Annotated in this window: 18 protein-coding genes; 6 read left to right on the forward strand and 12 right to left on the reverse strand. The window is 67.9% G+C overall.

Annotated elements, in window-relative coordinates; translation table 11 throughout:
- Positions 1–18 precede the first annotated feature (18 nt).
- Together JL108_RS09600 and JL108_RS09605 are read left to right on the forward strand one after the other, a co-directional pair.
- Positions 19–1,392: a uracil-xanthine permease family protein gene (locus tag JL108_RS09600; RefSeq protein WP_205198089.1), complete on the forward strand. Its 1,374-nt coding sequence runs from the start codon at positions 19–21 to the stop codon at positions 1,390–1,392.
- Positions 1,392–2,297, forward strand: a complete 906-nt coding sequence (locus JL108_RS09605) for a carbon-nitrogen hydrolase family protein (RefSeq protein WP_205198090.1) — start codon at positions 1,392–1,394, stop codon at positions 2,295–2,297. The genes JL108_RS09600 and JL108_RS09605 overlap by 1 nt, the downstream gene beginning before the upstream one ends.
- Positions 2,298–2,347: 50 nt before the next feature.
- Here the strand turns inward: JL108_RS09605 and JL108_RS09610 are convergent, their stop codons facing one another.
- From JL108_RS09610 to JL108_RS09630, 5 genes are all read right to left on the reverse strand, one after another.
- Complete coding sequence (locus tag JL108_RS09610) at positions 2,348–2,956, reverse strand: CE1759 family FMN reductase (RefSeq protein ID WP_205198091.1); 609 nt, start codon at positions 2,954–2,956, stop codon at positions 2,348–2,350.
- Positions 2,953–4,053 (reverse strand): LLM class flavin-dependent oxidoreductase, encoded by a 1,101-nt coding sequence (locus JL108_RS09615; protein ID WP_205198092.1) that lies wholly within the window; start codon positions 4,051–4,053, stop codon positions 2,953–2,955. The genes JL108_RS09610 and JL108_RS09615 overlap by 4 nt, the downstream gene beginning before the upstream one ends.
- A 199-nt stretch (positions 4,054–4,252) precedes the next feature.
- The gene (tadA, locus tag JL108_RS09620) at positions 4,253–4,702 is read right to left on the reverse strand and encodes a tRNA adenosine(34) deaminase TadA (RefSeq protein WP_281281096.1); all 450 of its coding nucleotides are present in this window, start codon (positions 4,700–4,702) and stop codon (positions 4,253–4,255) included.
- A complete protein-coding gene (locus JL108_RS09625; RefSeq protein ID WP_307837232.1) occupies positions 4,699–5,166 on the reverse strand; it encodes a tRNA adenosine deaminase-associated protein in 468 nt (155 codons plus the stop codon). Before JL108_RS09625 ends, tadA begins: the two co-directional genes overlap by 4 nt.
- A 105-nt stretch (positions 5,167–5,271) precedes the next feature.
- The gene (locus tag JL108_RS09630) at positions 5,272–6,033 is read right to left on the reverse strand and encodes an IclR family transcriptional regulator (protein WP_205198093.1); all 762 of its coding nucleotides are present in this window, start codon (positions 6,031–6,033) and stop codon (positions 5,272–5,274) included.
- A 154-nt stretch (positions 6,034–6,187) separates the two neighbouring features.
- On the opposite strand from JL108_RS09630, the gene JL108_RS09635 reads away from it, so the two are divergent.
- The 4 genes from JL108_RS09635 to JL108_RS09650 all read left to right on the forward strand — a co-directional run bounded on the left by JL108_RS09635 (position 6,188) and on the right by JL108_RS09650 (position 8,696).
- Positions 6,188–6,895: a CoA transferase subunit A gene (locus JL108_RS09635; RefSeq protein WP_374190848.1), complete on the forward strand. Its 708-nt coding sequence runs from the start codon at positions 6,188–6,190 to the stop codon at positions 6,893–6,895.
- A 97-nt stretch (positions 6,896–6,992) separates the two neighbouring features.
- Complete coding sequence (locus JL108_RS09640) at positions 6,993–7,640, forward strand: 3-oxoacid CoA-transferase subunit B (protein ID WP_205198094.1); 648 nt, start codon at positions 6,993–6,995, stop codon at positions 7,638–7,640.
- A 50-nt stretch (positions 7,641–7,690) separates the two neighbouring features.
- Positions 7,691–8,329 (forward strand): uracil phosphoribosyltransferase, encoded by a 639-nt coding sequence (gene upp / locus JL108_RS09645; protein WP_143912845.1) that lies wholly within the window; start codon positions 7,691–7,693, stop codon positions 8,327–8,329.
- Between the two features lie 97 nt (positions 8,330–8,426).
- On the forward strand, positions 8,427–8,696 hold the full coding sequence (locus JL108_RS09650) for a hypothetical protein (RefSeq protein ID WP_205198095.1): 270 nt from the start codon (positions 8,427–8,429) through the stop codon (positions 8,694–8,696).
- 117 nt (positions 8,697–8,813) lie between these two features.
- Here JL108_RS09650 and JL108_RS09655 read toward each other — a convergent pair whose 3' ends face one another.
- From JL108_RS09655 to JL108_RS09685, 7 genes are all read right to left on the reverse strand, one after another.
- Positions 8,814–10,067 (reverse strand): amidohydrolase family protein, encoded by a 1,254-nt coding sequence (locus JL108_RS09655; RefSeq protein ID WP_205198096.1) that lies wholly within the window; start codon positions 10,065–10,067, stop codon positions 8,814–8,816.
- Positions 10,068–10,100: 33 nt separating this feature from the next.
- Positions 10,101–11,951: an FAD/NAD(P)-binding domain-containing protein gene (locus JL108_RS09660; RefSeq protein ID WP_205198097.1), complete on the reverse strand. Its 1,851-nt coding sequence runs from the start codon at positions 11,949–11,951 to the stop codon at positions 10,101–10,103.
- Positions 11,948–12,808 (reverse strand): ABC transporter permease, encoded by an 861-nt coding sequence (locus JL108_RS09665; RefSeq protein WP_205198098.1) that lies wholly within the window; start codon positions 12,806–12,808, stop codon positions 11,948–11,950. Before JL108_RS09665 ends, JL108_RS09660 begins: the two co-directional genes overlap by 4 nt.
- Complete coding sequence (locus JL108_RS09670) at positions 12,798–13,598, reverse strand: ABC transporter ATP-binding protein (RefSeq protein ID WP_205198099.1); 801 nt, start codon at positions 13,596–13,598, stop codon at positions 12,798–12,800. The genes JL108_RS09665 and JL108_RS09670 overlap by 11 nt, the downstream gene beginning before the upstream one ends.
- A gap of 10 nt (positions 13,599–13,608) precedes the next feature.
- Positions 13,609–14,424, reverse strand: a complete 816-nt coding sequence (locus JL108_RS09675; protein WP_205198100.1) for an ABC transporter permease — start codon at positions 14,422–14,424, stop codon at positions 13,609–13,611.
- 34 nt (positions 14,425–14,458) lie between these two features.
- A complete protein-coding gene (locus JL108_RS09680; RefSeq protein WP_205198101.1) occupies positions 14,459–15,508 on the reverse strand; it encodes an ABC transporter substrate-binding protein in 1,050 nt (349 codons plus the stop codon).
- Between the two features lie 211 nt (positions 15,509–15,719).
- The gene (locus tag JL108_RS09685) at positions 15,720–16,667 is read right to left on the reverse strand and encodes a LysR family transcriptional regulator (RefSeq protein ID WP_205198102.1); all 948 of its coding nucleotides are present in this window, start codon (positions 16,665–16,667) and stop codon (positions 15,720–15,722) included.
- Between the last annotated feature and the right edge of the window lie 205 nt (positions 16,668–16,872).

A 16,872-nucleotide genomic window follows, 5' to 3' on the forward strand; every position in this document is an offset into this window, starting at 1 on the left:
AGTCACGCCGGAGTCACCATGACCACCACACCATCTCGCACACCGCTCCTGAGCATCGGTTTCGATGAGAAGCTCTCTCCCGCCAAGACCGGTCTCTTCGGGTTCCAACACCTGCTCGCCCTCACCGGGATCTGGCTGTTCCCCGGCATCATCGGGGTCTCACTCGATCTCAGCGCCCAGGAGGTGGGCTGGATCACGCAGGGCTGCTTCTTCATGACGGGCCTGATCACGATCCTGCAGTCCAGCCGGATCCTCCAACTCCCGATCGTGCAGGGGCCGACCGCCGCCTTCATGGTCGCGATCATCGCCTCGGGAGCGACCTTCGGACTCGGGACGGCCTTCGGCTCCATGATGGTCGCCGGAGCGATCTTCGCCCTGCTGAGCCTCCCGTCACGACGATTCGGGCTCTTCGGCCAGGTCTCCCGCATCGCCTCCGATCCACTCGTCTTCGGGACCCTCTTCGTCATCATCGGCGGACAGCTGGCGGCGATCGGGCTCAGCGGATGGTTCGGCGCGGAGGGCGCGACCGGCTACGGCTGGCCCTTCTTCCTGCTGAGCCTCGCGACCGTGGTCTTCGTCATGGCGTTCACGATCTTCGGCGGCAACACGCTCCTGCGCCGAGGCGCGATCTTCTGGGGAATCGTCGCGGGCACCGCCCTCACGGCCGTCTGTGGACTCTGGGCCCTCCCGGACCTCTCGGAGGTCGCCGTCATCGGAACTCCCCAGTTCCTGCCCTTCGGATTCGGCGTCGAGTGGTCCGTGGTCATCCTGATGCTGCTGGCCTTCCTGCAGGGAGGCACCGAGTCGATGGGCATGTTCCGGCTCGTCAGCAGCTGGGGAAACCGCACCGTGCCCATCGAACGGGTCAATCGCGGCCTGTTCGCGGAGTTCACCGGCTCGGTCGCGGGTGCCGCGTTCGGCGGGATCGGGACGACGTCCTATCCCGAGAACGCCGGGATCGTCCGGATGTCGGGCGTCGGGAGCCGATACGTGACCGCGACGGCGGGCGCCGTAGCGCTCGTCCTGGCCTTCATCCCGAAGGTGGGGCTCTTCATCGCCGGGCTCCCGATGCCGGTGCTCGCGGCCGCCTCCACGGTCCTCTTCGGCGTCATCGCCATCTCCGGGATCCAGATGCTCGCCGAGGTCGAATGGGACGACCTGAACCTGATGGTCGCCGCTCCGGCCTTCATCATCTCGCTCGGGTCGCAGTTCCTCCCCGAGTCCATCGTCGCGGCCATGGGACCGTCGGTCGAGAGCATCGTGACGAACCCCATGATGGTGGGAGTCATCCTCCTGCTGGCGCTGCACCTGCTGATCAACTACGGCATCCGGCCGCTGATCACCGCCCGCAAGAGCCGCGTCGCTCGGCCGCTGCCGGCGGAGGACGAGTGATGTCCACGGTCCGCCTGGGCCTGGCGCAGACCATGACCCACTTCGGCGACGACGAGGAGCGCAACCTTGAGAACGCCGTCGCGCTCATCGAACATGCCGCGCGCCAAGACATCGACCTGCTCGCCTTCGCCGAGAACTATCCCGGGCCATTCACGGAGTCCAACCGGTACGAGGTCGACGCGGTCATGGCCGAGTCGGCTCGCACCCACGGGGTCGCGGTGGCGTACGGCACGTCCCGGCCGGCACCGGGGCGCGACGGCTCCTTTCACATCACGACCGTGATCGTCGATTCCCAGGGGGTCGAAAGGGGCGCCTATCACCGGACCCACCCCGAGGGCCCCTATATCTACCGCGACGGCAAGCAGTGGAACTTCGACTACGTCGCCGCCGAGGCCTTCCCCGTGGTCGATATGGGGTGGGGGAAGCTGGCGGTCTCGATCTGCTCGGAGGTCCACCTGCCGGAGGTCAGCCGGATCCTGGCGCTGAAGGGGGCGGAGATCATCCTGTACCCCTCCGGCTTGCTGATCGACGAGCTCGGGTACACCGAGAACTGGCGGACCCTCGTCCGAGCGCGCGCCATCGAGAATCACGCCTACACGGCGACCCTCGTCAACCTCATGGATCCGGCCGTAGGAGCGCAGTTCAACCGCAGCGGCGTCGAGCTCGCTCCTCCCCGCAACTCGATCACCACCGGGATCGGCGGCATCTACGGGCCGGAGCGGGTGCTCGCCGAGTCAGGAGAGCCCGGCCTCCTGACCGCCGACCTCGACCTCGATCGCATCCGCTACCTACGGGCGGCGAGCGAGGAACTCATCGTCCCTGCCCCCTACCGCACGATCCCCGGCCATATGACCTGGCGGCGTCCCGAGCTGTACGGGGAGCTCACCCGCCCCCGAACCCGTTGACTCCGGACCCGTTGAGTGGGGGAGTGCCCCCACTCAACGGGTTCTGAGGGTCAGCGCAGGTCGGGGTTGCTGATCGAGAGCATGGTGTCGCTGAAGAGGTCGATGTCCTCCTCGCGGGAACGGCCGGTACCGCCACCGCGCAGGACGCTCGCCAGCTCCCCGGTCGCCCGGTCGATACGCCGCTGCAGAGCGTTCTCCCCCGACGAGCCCCAGTCGTGCGGCGACGCGAACACACCAGTCGGCACCACGAAGGCCTGCAGGTAGGCGAACAGCGGACGCAACGAGGTCTCGATCGCCAACGAGTGCCGCGCCGTGCCGCCGGTCGCCGCGAGCAGCACCGGCGTGCCGATGATCGCATCGCTGTCCATGGCGTCGACGAAGGACTTGAAGAGGCCCGGGTACGACACCTTGAAGATCGGCACCGTGACGATCAGCGCGTCGGCGGACATCACCTGGTCGTACACATGCTGCAGGCGCGGCGCGGCGAAGCCGGTCAACCCCGCATCGGTGATCTCGTGGGCGAGGTCGCGCAGTGTCACGATCTCGACCTGGGCATCGCCCAAGGCCTTGCTCGCCGAGGCGGCGATCTTGTCGGCCAGCATCCGCGTGGTCGACGGCTCGCCGAGACCGGCGGAGATGACGACGATCCGCGTGGTCATACGGTGACCTCCTGGTCGAGGGCCGCGGCGTCGCGGGCGGCGACACGAGCGGCGTGGGTGGGTGCGTCCGGCACATTCGCCGGGCGGCGCTTGGCGAACTCCTCGCGCATCGTCGGGAGGATCTCGCCGAGCAGGTCGAGCTGCTCGAGCACCGTCTTCAGCGGCAGGCCCGCGTGGTCGACGAGGAAGAGCTGACGCTGGTAGTCGCCGAAGAAGTCCGCGAACTCCAGCGTGCGCTCCAGCACCTGCTGCGGGCTGCCGACGGTGAGCGGTGTCTGCGAGGTGAAGTCCTCCAGGCTCGGGCCGTGCCCGTAGACCGGCGCGACATCGAAGTACGGCCGGAACTCGTTGACGGCGTCCTGGCTGTTCTTGCGCATGAAGAACTGACCTCCGAGGCCGACGATCGCCTGCTCCGCCGTGCCGTGGCCGTAGTGGGCGTAGCGCTGGCGGTAGAAGTTGATCAGCCGGATGTAGTGCTCCTTCGGCCAGAAGATGTTGTTGGCGAAGTAGCCGTCGCCGTAGTAGGCGGCCAGCTCCGCGACCTCGGGGGTGCGGATCGAGCCGTGCCAGACGAAGGGGGCGACCCCGTCCAACGGCGCCGGGGTGGCCGTGAAGTTCTGCAGCGGCGTGCGGAACTTGCCCTCCCAGTTGACGACCGGCTCGTCCCAGAGCTTGCGCAGCAGCTGGTAGTTCTCGATCGTCAGCTCGACGGCCTTGGTGATGTCCTTGCCGAACCAGGGGTAGACCGGTGCGGTGTTGCCGCGGCCGAGCATGAGGTCCATGCGGCCGTCGACGAGATGCTGCAGCGTGGCGTAGTCCTCGGCGATCTTGACCGGGTCGTTCGTGGTGATGAGCGTGGTCGATGTCGACAGGATGAGGTTCTTCGTCTGCGCGCCGATGTAGGCCAATGTGGTGGTCGGGCTCGACGGGACGAAGGGCGGGTTGTGGTGCTCGCCGGTGGCGAACACGTCCAGGCCGATGTCGTCGGCCTTCTTGGCGATCTCGACGGTGTTCTTGATCCGCTCGTGCTCGGTGACCGTGGTGCCGTTCACCGGATCGGGCGTGACGTCACCGACGGTGAAGATGCCGATCTGCATGGCGCGCTCCTCAGTAGTTGAATCTTTAACTACTCTAACACGAGCGACCCATCGGGCATTCCCTCCATCGATCACAGCCCCTGCCACCGGCGGGCGGTGAGCTACCACGCACCTCGCCCGTGGGCGGTGGACTACCACGCACTTTCGTCGTCGGAGTGCGGGATAGCTCACCGCCCATCCGGGGCGGGCCGATCACGAGTCAGCGGCGGGTGGCGAAGAAATCGCGCAACAGCGCAATCGAGTCAGCGGCGAGCACTCCAGCGTGCACCTCGGGACGATGATTCAGGCGGCGATCCCGCACCACGTCCCACAGCGACCCGACCGCCCCGGCCTTGTCGTCGAAGGCACCGAAGACCAACCGCTCGACGCGTGCCGCAACCAGCGCACCGGCGCACATGGTGCACGGCTCCAGCGTCACCACCAGCGTGCAGCCCTCGAGCCGCCACTCCCCCACGGCGCGCGCCGCGGCCCGCATGGCCACGATCTCGGCGTGCCCGGTCGGGTCGAGGTCACGCTCACGGGTGTTGCATCCCTCGCCGAGCACGTCACCCGTCGGGCCGATCACGAGTGCCCCCACGGGCACGTCGCCCGCGGATGCCGCCTGCGCGCCCAGCTCGAGCGCGCGCCGCATCCACGCCTCGTCGTTCACCCGACGATCGTCTCCAACTGATCGCGGAAGCCGAGTCGCTCGGCGATATCGAGCAGGACGTCATCCGGGTAGAGATCGTCGTCCTCGCACAGCAACGACAGCTCGACCGAGGCGACTCCGAGGTCCGCCAGGATCTCCAGGTCGCCGATCGGCTCGACCGGATCGTCGTCGTCGGGATCGGGAGCATCGAGCGCCTCCGCGATATCGGCGGCCAGCGGGTAGTCGAGGGTCGCGGTGTTGTCGGACAACAGCACGCGCACCTGCTGACCGCTGCGCCGCACGATGGCGAAGAAGTCGTCCTTGATGGACACGAGTGCGAGGGTCCCGACCTCGGACGGGAATCGACGCAACGCCTCACTCAGCTCGGCGAAGTCCTCGCCCAGCTTGGCCGGCAGTTCCATGACCGACCAGTCGCCATCGTCCCGATAGGCGGCCACCACAAAGTCCACGTCGTCCTCGGTCACGATTCCTCCTGGCTCGCCACGGTCCCGTCCGCCATCGTGACAGACGCGGGCGACACACCGCCACTCGTACACGGGCGAACCGGCCGGACGGGCGATATCGAGATCTCAGCGGGTCGAGGCACCGATCGTCCGCGACAGCACGTGCGCCGCTTCGAGCAGCGCAGCGCCCAACGCCGGCCGACGATCGGGCCCGAAGCGGGCCTCCACACCGGTCAGGCTCAGGGCCCACGCCGGACGCTCGTCGCGATCGAAGACGGCCGCCCCCATCCCCCAGCTGCCCTCGACGATCAGCCCCGGGTTCAGGGCGTACCCGGACGAGCGCGTCTCCGCGATCGCGTCGCGCACCTGCCCCGGGTCGTGGCCGTATCTCCCCAGCGACGCCCGCGCCATATACTCCTCGATCTCACGATCGGGCAGATGGGCCAACATCACCATCCCGGCGGACGCGACCCCCAGGGGAAACCGGATCCCCTCGTGCAGGACATGCGATCGCAAGGGGAAGCTGCCGTCCACCGCCAGCAGGCATACGGTCTCGTCGCCACGCCGGGCGCTGAAGAACGCGCTCTCGCCCGTCTCCCGGGCCAGCTGCTCGACGACCGGCCGGGCCACCTCCGTGACGTCATAGCGACGCGCGGCGGCGACGCCCAGCAGATAGAGCTCCGGGCCCAACGACCATCGGCCCGATCGCCGGTCACGGTCGACGAGCCCCTCCCGCGCGAGGGATTCGAGCAGCCGGTGGGCGGTGGCCCGCGGAACCCCTGCGTCACGTCCGGCCTCGGTGGTGGTGATGCCATCGGGTTCACGCGAGGCGATCGCCCGCAGGACGGCGCTCGCTCGCGCCACCACGGGGGAGGGACCATCTGCCATACCCATGATCGTAACGTCCACTGAGTGGACGCCAGACACGGCCATCTTCCATCTCGTGAACACTTCCGGACCGATCAACATCCTGCTATTGCAGATCGAACGACCGGACGGCAACGTTGGATCACGCATCTGCTCATCGAACGAGAGGCACGCCATGATGCTCGCGACCTCGCCCGGCGAGGCGATCGACGACCTCCTGCGCGACCACATGACGCTGGCTGTCGGCGGCTTCGGCCTCTGCGGCATTCCCAGCGCGCTCATCGAGGCCGTTCGCGACAGCGGCGTCACCGGGCTGACGATCGTGTCCAACAACATGGGCGTGGACGGCAAGGGGCTCGGGCTCCTCCTCGAGAACGGTCAGGTCAGCAAGGTCATCGCGTCCTATGTGGGCGAGAACAGGCTGTTCGCCCGGCAGTATCTCGACGGTGAGCTGGACGTCGAGTTCGCGCCGCAGGGCACCCTCGCCGAACGATTGCGCGCCGGGGGCGCCGGAATCCCCGCCTTCTACACCCGCACCGGTGTGGGGACCGTCGTGGCCGAGGGCAAGCCGACGGCGGAGTTCGACGGCGTGACCTATCTCCAGGAGCGGGCGATCGTCGCCGACCTGGCCCTCGTTCACGCCCACACCGGCGACCGCTTCGGCAACCTGCGCTACCGGCTCGCGGCACGCAACTTCAATCCGGCCGCGGCCACCTCCGGCCGCGTCACGATCGCCGAGGTCGAGCACCTCGTCGACGCCGTCGATCCCGAGCTGGTCCAGACCCCCGGCGTCTACGTGCATCGCCTGGTCCACGTTCCCGATCGGCCCAAGCACATCGAACAGCACACCACGCGCCCGCGACCCGAAGGAGCACCCGCATGAGCGAGCGAAGAGTCGAGATCTGCTCCCCATTCGTCGACCGGGACCGTGCAGGGTTGACGAGTACCCAGCACATCTCGGTACCCGCGGAGGTGGCGGCATGAGCTGGACACGCGAGGAGATGGCCGCGATCGCCGCCTTGGAGCTCCGCGACGGCGACTACGTCAACCTGGGGATCGGCATCCCCACCCTCGTGGCCAACCATGTGCCGCCCGGTGTCCACGTGACGCTCCAGTCCGAGAACGGCATCCTCGGGCTCGGCCCCTTTCCTTGGGAGGGCGAAGAGGACCCGGATCTCATCAATGCCGGCAAGCAGACGGTCACGACGGTGAGCGGAGCGTCGTTCTTCGACTCCGTGGAATCCTTCGCGATGATCCGCGGCGGCAAGGTCGACATCGCGATCCTCGGCGCCCTGCAGGTCGCCGCCAACGGAGACCTCGCCAACTGGGCGGTGCCCGGGGCCCTCGTGAAGGGCATGGGCGGGGCGATGGACCTCGTCGCCGGCACCCGCCGCGTCGTCGTCATCACCGACCACGTGGCCAAGGACGGCACGCCGAAGATCGTCGAGAACTGCACCGTGCCGCTGACGGGTCGCGGCGTGGTGGACAGGATCGTCACCGATCGGGCCGTCATCGATGTCACTGACGAAGGCCTGCGCGTGCTGCGGCTCGCACCCGGCGAGAGCTTCGCGGATCTCGCTGCTGCGACGGGTGCGCCATTGGCCCTCGCCGAGTCGGCCTCCGCGTGACGCGGCGAGCTTCCCGGTTCGGGCGGCGCCGCGACCGATAGGGTCGGGGCATGCAGGTTCACGTCCTCGATCACCCGCTCGTCGCCCATAAGCTCACCGTGCTGCGGCAGACGACGACCGACTCCCCCACGTTCCGCCGGCTGACCGAGGAACTCGTGACGCTGCTGGCCTATGAGGCCACCCGCGAGGTGCGCGTGGAGCCCGCCGCCATCGAGACCCCCGTCGCCCCGACCACGGGCGTGCGCCTCTCGACGCCCGCCCCGCTCGTCGTGCCGATCCTGCGCGCCGGGCTGGGCATGCTGGAGGGCATGCAGCGCCTGCTGCCCACCGCCGAGGTCGGCTTCCTCGGCATGATCCGCAACGAGGAGACCCTGCAGGCCGAGACCTACGCCGAGCGCCTGCCCGAGGATCTCTCCGGACGGCAGTGCTACGTGCTCGATCCGATGCTCGCCACGGGAGGAACGCTCGCGATGGCGATCGACTTCCTGGTGAAGCGGGGCGCCGACCACATCACCGCGATCACCCTGCTCGCGGCCCCCGAAGGTGTCCGCAGGATCGAGTCCGAGCTGGAGCACATCGATGTCCCGGTCACTGTGGTGACCGCCGCGGTCGACGAGCGCCTCGACGAGAACGGCTACATCGTGCCGGGTCTCGGCGACGCCGGGGATCGCCTGTACGGGGTCGTCTGAGCGATCCGTGGCGGACCCGGTGGTCCGCTTCCGGGTGCGACGCGAGCTCCGGTCTCCTAGAGTCGAGGGTCCACGCTCCGTCGAGAAGGTGATCCTCGTGCCACGTTCCGCCCGATCCCTGCTCATCGCCGGAGTCCTCACCCTGCTCGCGGCGATCGTCCTGGAGGCGACGTCGAGTGTCGTCCTCCACGTCATCTCCTCCCAGCTCGATGCCTTCAGCCAGCGCGCCCTGACCAGTGCGGTCGGCGTCTACACCGGGACGATCCGCCTGCTGTGGTCGCTCAGCGCCGTGCTGATCGGCGGTGCCTTCATCGTCTGGGCCGTCGTCCACGAGCTCGCCCCCGAAACGGGCCGCGCAGACGGCTAGGTCGTGTCTGGTCATTCGTGGTCGTCGCGAGCGACGTTCCCCCACTCGCGAGGCGCCTATGGGACGCCGCGCCGTAGGCCACGAATGACCGGACACCGCCTAGTAACGTGGTCGAGATCAGGTCAGCAGACCGCGCAACTGCCCCAGGCGCACACCGAAAGGCATCGGTTGTCCGTCGTGTGAAGCACCATCCTTGAACACCTGCCGTGGACGACGCAGCACCTCCCAGCCCTCATCAAGCAGATGCCCGTCGGCGATCAGCAGGTCGGCGCGCATTCCAGGAACGATGCGGCCGCGAACATCCTCGACACCCGCGATCCGCGCTGCCGTGGCGGTGGCAGTCCTCAGCACATCGACGATCCCGGCACCGGTCGCCTCGGCGATGAGCTCCAACTCCTCGACCACCTCGCCGGAGGTGTCAGTCCCGGCGCCGATCGGCACCCCGGCCTCCCAGGCCAGCCGGACGCTCTCCATATGCGCGCCGACGATGTCGTCCATGATCCGCTGGTACATGTGATCGTTGCCGATGAGACGGTGCTGGAAGCCGATGGCGATGACACTGGAGAGCGTCGGCACCAGCGCGGTGCCGTGCTCCACCATCTCTCGGACGGACTCCGGCGTGAGGAACGCGCCGTGCTCGATCGTGTCGGTACCCGCGCGCACGGCATTGAGGATGGCCTCAGTGCTGTAGGCATGTGTCGCCGTCCGCTTGTGGAACTTGTGCGCCTCACTGATCCCCGCTTCCAGCTCCTCCGGCGTCAGCTCGGGGATGCCAGGGTCCTCCTCCGGGTAGGTGCCGAGGCCGCCCGACCCCATGAACTTCAAGACGCCGGCACCGTTGATGAGCTGCTGTCGCACCGCGGTCCGGACGCCGACCGGGCCATCGGCCTCCATGGCGCCCCAGTTGCTGGAGTGCCCACCGGTGATGCAGATCGGGTCACCCCCGGAGAGCACGGTGGGACCGGGGATGATGTTCTCCGCGATGGCGCGCGCCGTCTGGATGCCGGTGAGACCCGGCAGGCCGAAGTCACGGATGAACGTGACACCTGAACGGAGCTGGGCCAGGACATTGGCGGCTGAATGCAGCGCCAGGAACGGCAGTGGCTGGCGCATCAGGATGTCCCCCTGCGCGCGGTAGGTGGTCGCGCGGTCGGAGATGCGCAGCCGCTTACGAGCGATGTGGTCGTGCATGTTGAACAGGCCGGGCACGACGGTCGCGCCGGTCGCATCGATGCGTTGGGCGTTGGCGGACGGCGTGACTGTCGGCCCGACCTCGACGATCTGCTGCCCCTCGACCAGCACGGAGCCGTTCTCGATCACCTCGTCGGCATCTCCGGTGAGGATGAGGGCGTTCTCGATCAGGATGCTCATAGTGTCCTTCGTCGTTCGATGGTGAGTAGCGGATCAGGGTACGGTCGCTGAGACGGCCGCGTCAGCCAGATGGTGGATCTGGGTGGCGATCGCCCGGGCTTGGACGAGCGTTCTGGCGCCGGTGCCGGGCAGCGGCAGGTTGGCGATATTCCATTCCAGGGGCTGCACTGAGATACCCAACGCGAAGAGATTCGGCCACGGTGTCGCCGTCCCATCCAGGACCCGGCAAGGCCGGTCGGCACCGCGCGTGACGTCGAGACCACCGGTGGGCACGAGTCCCCCGCTGTCCTCGAGGACAGCCAAGCGACCGACTCGCTCGGAGAGGAGTTGATGGACGAGCACCGATGTCGTGGAGCGAAGATCGTCAGCGTGGAGACGAGCCTCCACCACGGCGGTGACCTCCTGGTCGGTGAGCGTGTCTGAGGACAGCAGGAAGACTCCGCGCTCGTCATCGGTGCGAACCCGCGCGCGACGGCCGGCGACCTTGACGATGTCGGCTTCGACCAGTGCGAGCACCTGCTCGACTCGCTCCAGCGGGGGGCCGGCGGCCACGAAGCCGCCGACGCTACGGAACCACCCCTGGAGGTCGCCGGTGAGCGAGGCTGGGGAGATGGCCCCGACCGCCACGAGATCGCGGACGGCGTTCTTCGCCAGAGCGAGACGCTCGCCGATGGCCGTGATGGGACCGCTGGGGCACGATCGAGCCGCGTCCACATACTCGCGCAGAGTCCGGCGCATCACCTCGCGCGCCACAGCTGCGTCGGGGAGGTCGAGCAACGGATCGAGAATCCGGTCGAGTTCCATCGGCCGGCCGCCGAGGTGCTCAGCGCACCAGGCGTCGACCTCGGATCCTTCGTGCGGCAGCGCGGCGAGCGAACAGGCGACGGCGGTGGAGTCGAAGGTGACGCCTCTGCGACGCGCGTCCGCGAAATGCCAGGCGTGTCGCATCTCCCGGACGATGTCCGGCCACACATCACGCCCGATGTCGACGGCTCCCTGGTCGATGAGCTGCTGCTGCCGGCGGGAGGTCAGGAAAGCCAGCTCCTGGCTCGAAGGCTCCAGCCCGCGCGCCATATAGGGGACACCCCGACCCGAGCCGACCCACAGCAGCGGCTCCGCACCGCTAGGCCGGTAGCGCAGAGTGCCGTCCGGCAGGCGTTCGAAGCGCCCGCCCCGACCGAGGATGGTCCGGGCGACCACATCGTAGAAGTTCAGTCCCGCCCCGAGCACGGCCACGTCCGCGCCCGGTGGGAGAGCGTTGAGATCGGCCTCAGAGGCCGGCCCCGGTGGTATATGGAGCAACCCGGTACGGCGCGCGAAATCCGACCACTCGACCTCTCGTCCGCTCGGCTCGCCGTCCACGTGACCGATCGCGAGGACGACGGCATCAGCGTGCAGGATCCCGCCCTCCCCGAGGACCACCTCGTGGCCCCGGTCCGACGGCCGGACCGCCATCACCTGGTCGCGTATGACCTGAAGGCCACGCTCCTGCAGCCATTCGACGGCCCACCGCGTGTACTCCCCGAAGAGCGCTCGAGAGGCGAAATCGGCCGGTCCGAGCCCTGCCAGCTCGCGGCGCGCCTCGGGCCGCAGGTCGAGCTCCGGCGCGATATCGGCACACCACTCGGCGAAGGTCGGACCCTCGGGCCGCAGTGACCCGGCGACAGAATCGTCGACGAACAGCGTCGCCTGGCTCAGCCGGGAGTTCATGAGCAGATGACGATCCTGGTCGCGACGCCAGACCCGCCCGCCGGGATGCGGGTCGACCATCACCACCTCGAGCGTCTCCGGCCGCGGTTCCGACAACACGGCGTGCGCGGTCGCGATCCCTCGCGGACCCGCGCCGACCACGACGACCCGGAAGGGACGGGCGGGATCGCTCATCGCAGGCGCCGCCGTCCCACGACGGCCTCGAGCCGGCCCAGTGCGAGGTCCAGCAGCATGACGATGATCGCCGTGATGACCAGTCCGGCGAAGATATCGGCCGTGCGCAGCGTCGACTGGCCCTGCAGGATCAGATTCCCAAGGCCCTTGTTCGACCCGAGATACTCCGCGACGACAGCGGCGGAGAATGCGAACCCGAGGCTGGTGCGCAGTCCGACGACCAACCAGACGAGCGTCGCCGGCAGGTACAACTTGCGATAGAACTGCCATCTATTGGCACCGTACAACCGCACTTGCGCGACCAACTGCTGGTCGACCCCGCGAACACCGGAGTAGACGCTGAAGAACACCAAGACCACGACCGCGAGCGCGGAGGCCATCACCTTGGAGGTCACGCCGAGGCCGAACCAGATGATGAGAAAAGGTACGAGCGCGATCTTGGGGATGGAGTAGAACGCGGTGAAGAAGGGTTCGAGCGCCGGTCCGAGGCGCTTGGTCGTGCCGAGCGCGAGAGCCAGCAGAACGCCGACGCTCGCGCCGAGCACGTACCCCGCCACCGCCTCGAACAAGGTGATGCCGATGCTGGGGAACAAGACCCCGTCCTCGGCCCATCGCTGGATGGATGAGAGCACGGCACTGGGAGAGCTGTAGAAGAACTGTGGCAGAGCCCCGGTTCGTGCCCCCAGTTCCCAGCCGCCGAGCAGCAGTGCACCGGCCAGCAGTTGTAACGCGGCGGTGGCCGTCCGGGAGTAAGCCGGTCGGACGAAACCGACCTTCCGCGCGGAACGAGTACGGCGGCGGGTCACCTCGGTCGCCACCTGCGGAGCCGCCGCGGGGGGCTTCTGGTCAGTGGGCATGGTGCTTCTCCGCTGAGTCCCCGGCGGGCAGCTCCCGGTCGATCTCGTCGCGCAGCTCATCCCATAGCTCTTGACGAGCCTCGGTGAAGCCGGGCACACCCTGCACATCCGCCACGTCCCGGTCCCGCGGCAGCGCGATGTCGTGCACCGCCTTGACGGTGCCGGGCCGCTTGCTGAAGATCGCCACGCGATCCGAGAGGGCGACCGCCTCGTCAAGGTCGTGAGTCACGAAGAGGCAGGTGGCGCCCTGGGCCCGGCACAGATCCACCAGCAACTGCTGCATATTGGCCCGGGTGAAGGCGTCGAGCGCGCCGAAGGGCTCGTCCATGAGGATGATCGAGGGATTGTAGACCAAGCTGGCAGCGAGCTGGACCCGCTTGCGCATGCCGCCGGAGAGCTGTGACGGCCGGGCATCGGCGAACTCCGCCAGGCCGACGCGCTCGATGATGGCGTCCACCCTCTCGGCACGGCCCTTCTTCTCACCCCGGATCTCCAACGCGAGGCCGACATTCTGTCGAACCGTCCGCCACGGCAGCAGGGCGTCACTTTGCAGCATCATCGTCGCGTCGCGCCGAACGCCGTCGACCGGTTCACCGTCGACGGTCACGCTGCCGGTCTGGACCGGCAGCAAGCCCGAGATCAGCGAAAGCAGCGTCGACTTGCCGCACCCGGACGGGCCGACCACGGACATGAACGATCCTCGCGGCAGGTCCAGCGAGACGTCGCGCACCGCGAGCACGTCGTTGGCGGCGGTTGAGAAGGTGTGGGAGACGTTCTCCAGACGGATCATGGTCGCGTCCTCACTTCAGTGCTCGATCTTCGAACCTCGCCGACAAGGCGCCGACGAGGGAGGCGATCACGATCGCGACCGCGATGATGAGGACCAGCGCCGCGACGGCCCGATCCAGGTTCGACACGCTGCGGGCCGAGGCGAGCAATGCGCCCAGCCCGGTGCTGGCCCCCATGTACTCGCCGACGACGACGCCGAGGAAGCCGAGGCCGATCGAGGCCTTGAGGCTCGTGACGATCCGGTAGGCCGCCACCGGGAGGTAGAGCAACCTCATCATCTGCCAGCGGCGGGCACCGAGAAGCTGGAGATTCCCCAGCATCCGTTCGTCGACGCCCAGCAGCCCCTCGTAGACGGTGAGGAAGGCATGGAAGAAGATCAGCAGTGCCGCCAAGGCGATCTGGGTCGTGGTGCCGACCCCGTACCAGAGCAGGAACAAGGGAGCGAGGGCAGCACGCGGCAGCCCGTTGATCGCCACGAGATAGGGCCGCAAGGCCACAGCGAGCGGGGGAACGGCGGCGAGCAGGAAGGCCACCACCGTCCCGAGCGCCGTTCCTACCACGACACCGGCGACCAGCGCATAGGTCGTGGAGGCGAGATTCGGCCAGATCACGCCCTCGGCAGCCCAGCGCAGGAGGACATCGACCACCTGGGCCGGTCGTGGCAGCAGATCCGGCGGCACGATGCCGGTGACAGTGGTGACCTCCCATAGGAGGAGAGCCGATACCACCGCGGCGACCCTGATCCCGATGATCCCGAGATCGGGCCCGCCCACACGACGACGACGGGACTCCGTCTTCTCCTCGGGGGCAGCCTTCGTGGTCGTCATCGTGATCCCACCCGCTCTCCCGCTCGTCGTTCCGTCACCGCAGGTAGGAGTTGTCGTACAGGGCGTCGATATCGATCTCGGTGCCCGGATCGATCGCGCCCTGCTCCTCGTCGATCTGGACGAGGGTCTCGAAGGCAGCCGGGTCGGCGGCGAGGCTCTGCGGCAGGGCTTGGACGATGCGCGCATAGAGATCGGGGAAGATCGGCTCGAGACTGGCGTAGTCCTCGGGCAACTCGTCGAGCACGGCCTGCGGATCGGACTCGTGGTCCTTCATCCAGTCGACAGCCTTCTCGAAGGCCTGCGTGACGGCGCGAACTCCGTCGGGGTCGGCGTCGGCGAAGGCGGCATTCGTCATCAAGGTGACCGAGGCGTAGGAACCGCCCATGATGCGTTCGACGAAGTCGCGGTCGAAGAAGTCGTACATCACCTCGCCGTCGGCATCGGCGACCGTCTGGGAGAGCACCGGCTCGCCGGGCAGGATCGCGTCGACTTCGCCATTCGCGAGGGCCGACTGGAACGTGGACTGGTCGTTGATCGTCAGGAAGTCGACCTTCGACGCATCGACGCCGTCCTCCTCCAGAGCGGCGAGAAGTAGTGGATACGCCGCGGTGGCCTGACCGGTGAAGCCCACGGTCTTGCCCTCGAGTTCGGACGGCTCGGAGATGCTGGGGTCGACGACCAGGCCCCCGACGCCGGCGTCATTGAGCACGGCGGTCACCGTGAGGTCCTGCCCCTGGACCTGAGCGCGGGCAGCGTTCTGCGCGAGTTGGACGTCCATGTCGATCTGTCCTGCCGAGAGGGCGGCGAGGCTCTGGCTTGAGCTGTCGAACGGCACGATCTCCACCGTCTTGCCGATCTCTTCCGCGGCCTCGTCCAGATATCCCAGGCTGTCGGCGAGGTAGCCGGGCATGTACGTCAAGGTGCGCGACAGCCCCACCGTGATGGTGTCGCCGCTGGAGCCGGAGCCGGAGCCGCCTCCCGCGCAGCCGGAGAGGACCACGGAGCCGGCCATCACGGCCGCGGCGAGTCGCACGGTACGAGAAGCGACGGCGCCGCGACGCCTGCTGAGCGAGATCTTGTTCATGCCGGGACCTAATTTCTTCAGAGGGGGCGAATCGTCGTCCACGTGGCGCCGTGCGCGCCACCGTCCAACCGGTCAGTGCCGAAGACATCCATCGGTGTCGTCCAGGTCACGTCCTGCTGGCCTACTCAGTCTGCGCACGCGGCAAGTCCGAGCACAAGACCCTCCACGTAAAGCGGACTGTCAGACTAGTTCACCTATTCATTCAAGATTCTTATGTCTGAATAGTGGACGGGGACACCCTCAATCCAGCGTCCTGCGTCTGTTCCAGCAAGATCTCGACGGCCCGTTGAACGGCGGGGAGCTGCATGAGCGGTCCGGTCGAGACCGCGCCGACCTGCCGGACGCTGAGTGGCTGCAGGGGTCGCAAGGCAAGCCGTTCGTCGTTCGGGAAGGCCGTATGCATCAGCTCCGGGGCGAGCGCGACGCCCAGACCCAGAGCCGCCAGCCGATGCAAGGCGAGGTAGTCGTCGGTCTCGAAACCGATCTGCGGCTCGAAGCCCGCGACCCGGCACAGGTGCTCCAGATTGCCCCGGCACCGGGGGCACCCGGCGATCCACAGGTCATCGCGAAGCTCTCGGACATCGACCCATCGCTTCGAGACGAGCGGGTGAGAGGTCGGCAACACGACGTCGACGCGCTCATCGAACAGGGGGGTCAACACCTCGTCCTCGCCGAGCTCGACGGCATCGAAGGTCTCGCCTTCGGTGAGATGCGAGTAGATGATGGCGAGATCACACTCGCCGCGACGCACCAGCTCGACCGCCTTAGCGGAGTCCGCCTCGATCATCTCGAAGTGCAGACCAGGGTGATCCTTCTTCATCCGGGCGAACATCTGGGGCATGAGCGCCCCGGCCGCACTCGGAAAGCAGGCGATCCGAATCCGACCGGAACGAAGGCCCGCGACCGCCTCGATCTCGGACTCTGCGAGGGCGATCGACTGTAGGACGAGCTCGGCGTGCCTCAGGAGGATGCGCCCGGCATCGGTGGGGACGATCCCACGTCTGCTGCGGACGAGCACAGGAGTTCCCAGGTAGCGCTCGAGCGCCTGGATCTGCTGCGTGAGGGCGGGTTGCGAGTAGCCGAGCTCACGCGCAGCGCCGGAGATGGTGCCGTGGGCGACAGCCGAACGCAGCAGACGAAGGTGCTTGAGCTCGATCATCCTCTTACATTGCCATATTCAATGACCAACTGAACATCTTTGGTGTTGTACTTATCCCAAGACGTGACGCACGCTGGATCCGACCACCCGTTGACGTCCGCAGGAGAAACCGTGCCCACCTCCCCCACCGGGGGGGGGGGGGGGGGGGGGGGGGGGGGGGGGGGGGGGGGGGTGGGGGGGGGGGGGGGCGGGGGGCCGCGCCCCC

This window comes from Aeromicrobium sp. YIM 150415, assembly GCF_016918125.1.
Lineage (GTDB): Bacteria > Actinomycetota > Actinomycetes > Propionibacteriales > Nocardioidaceae > Aeromicrobium > Aeromicrobium piscarium.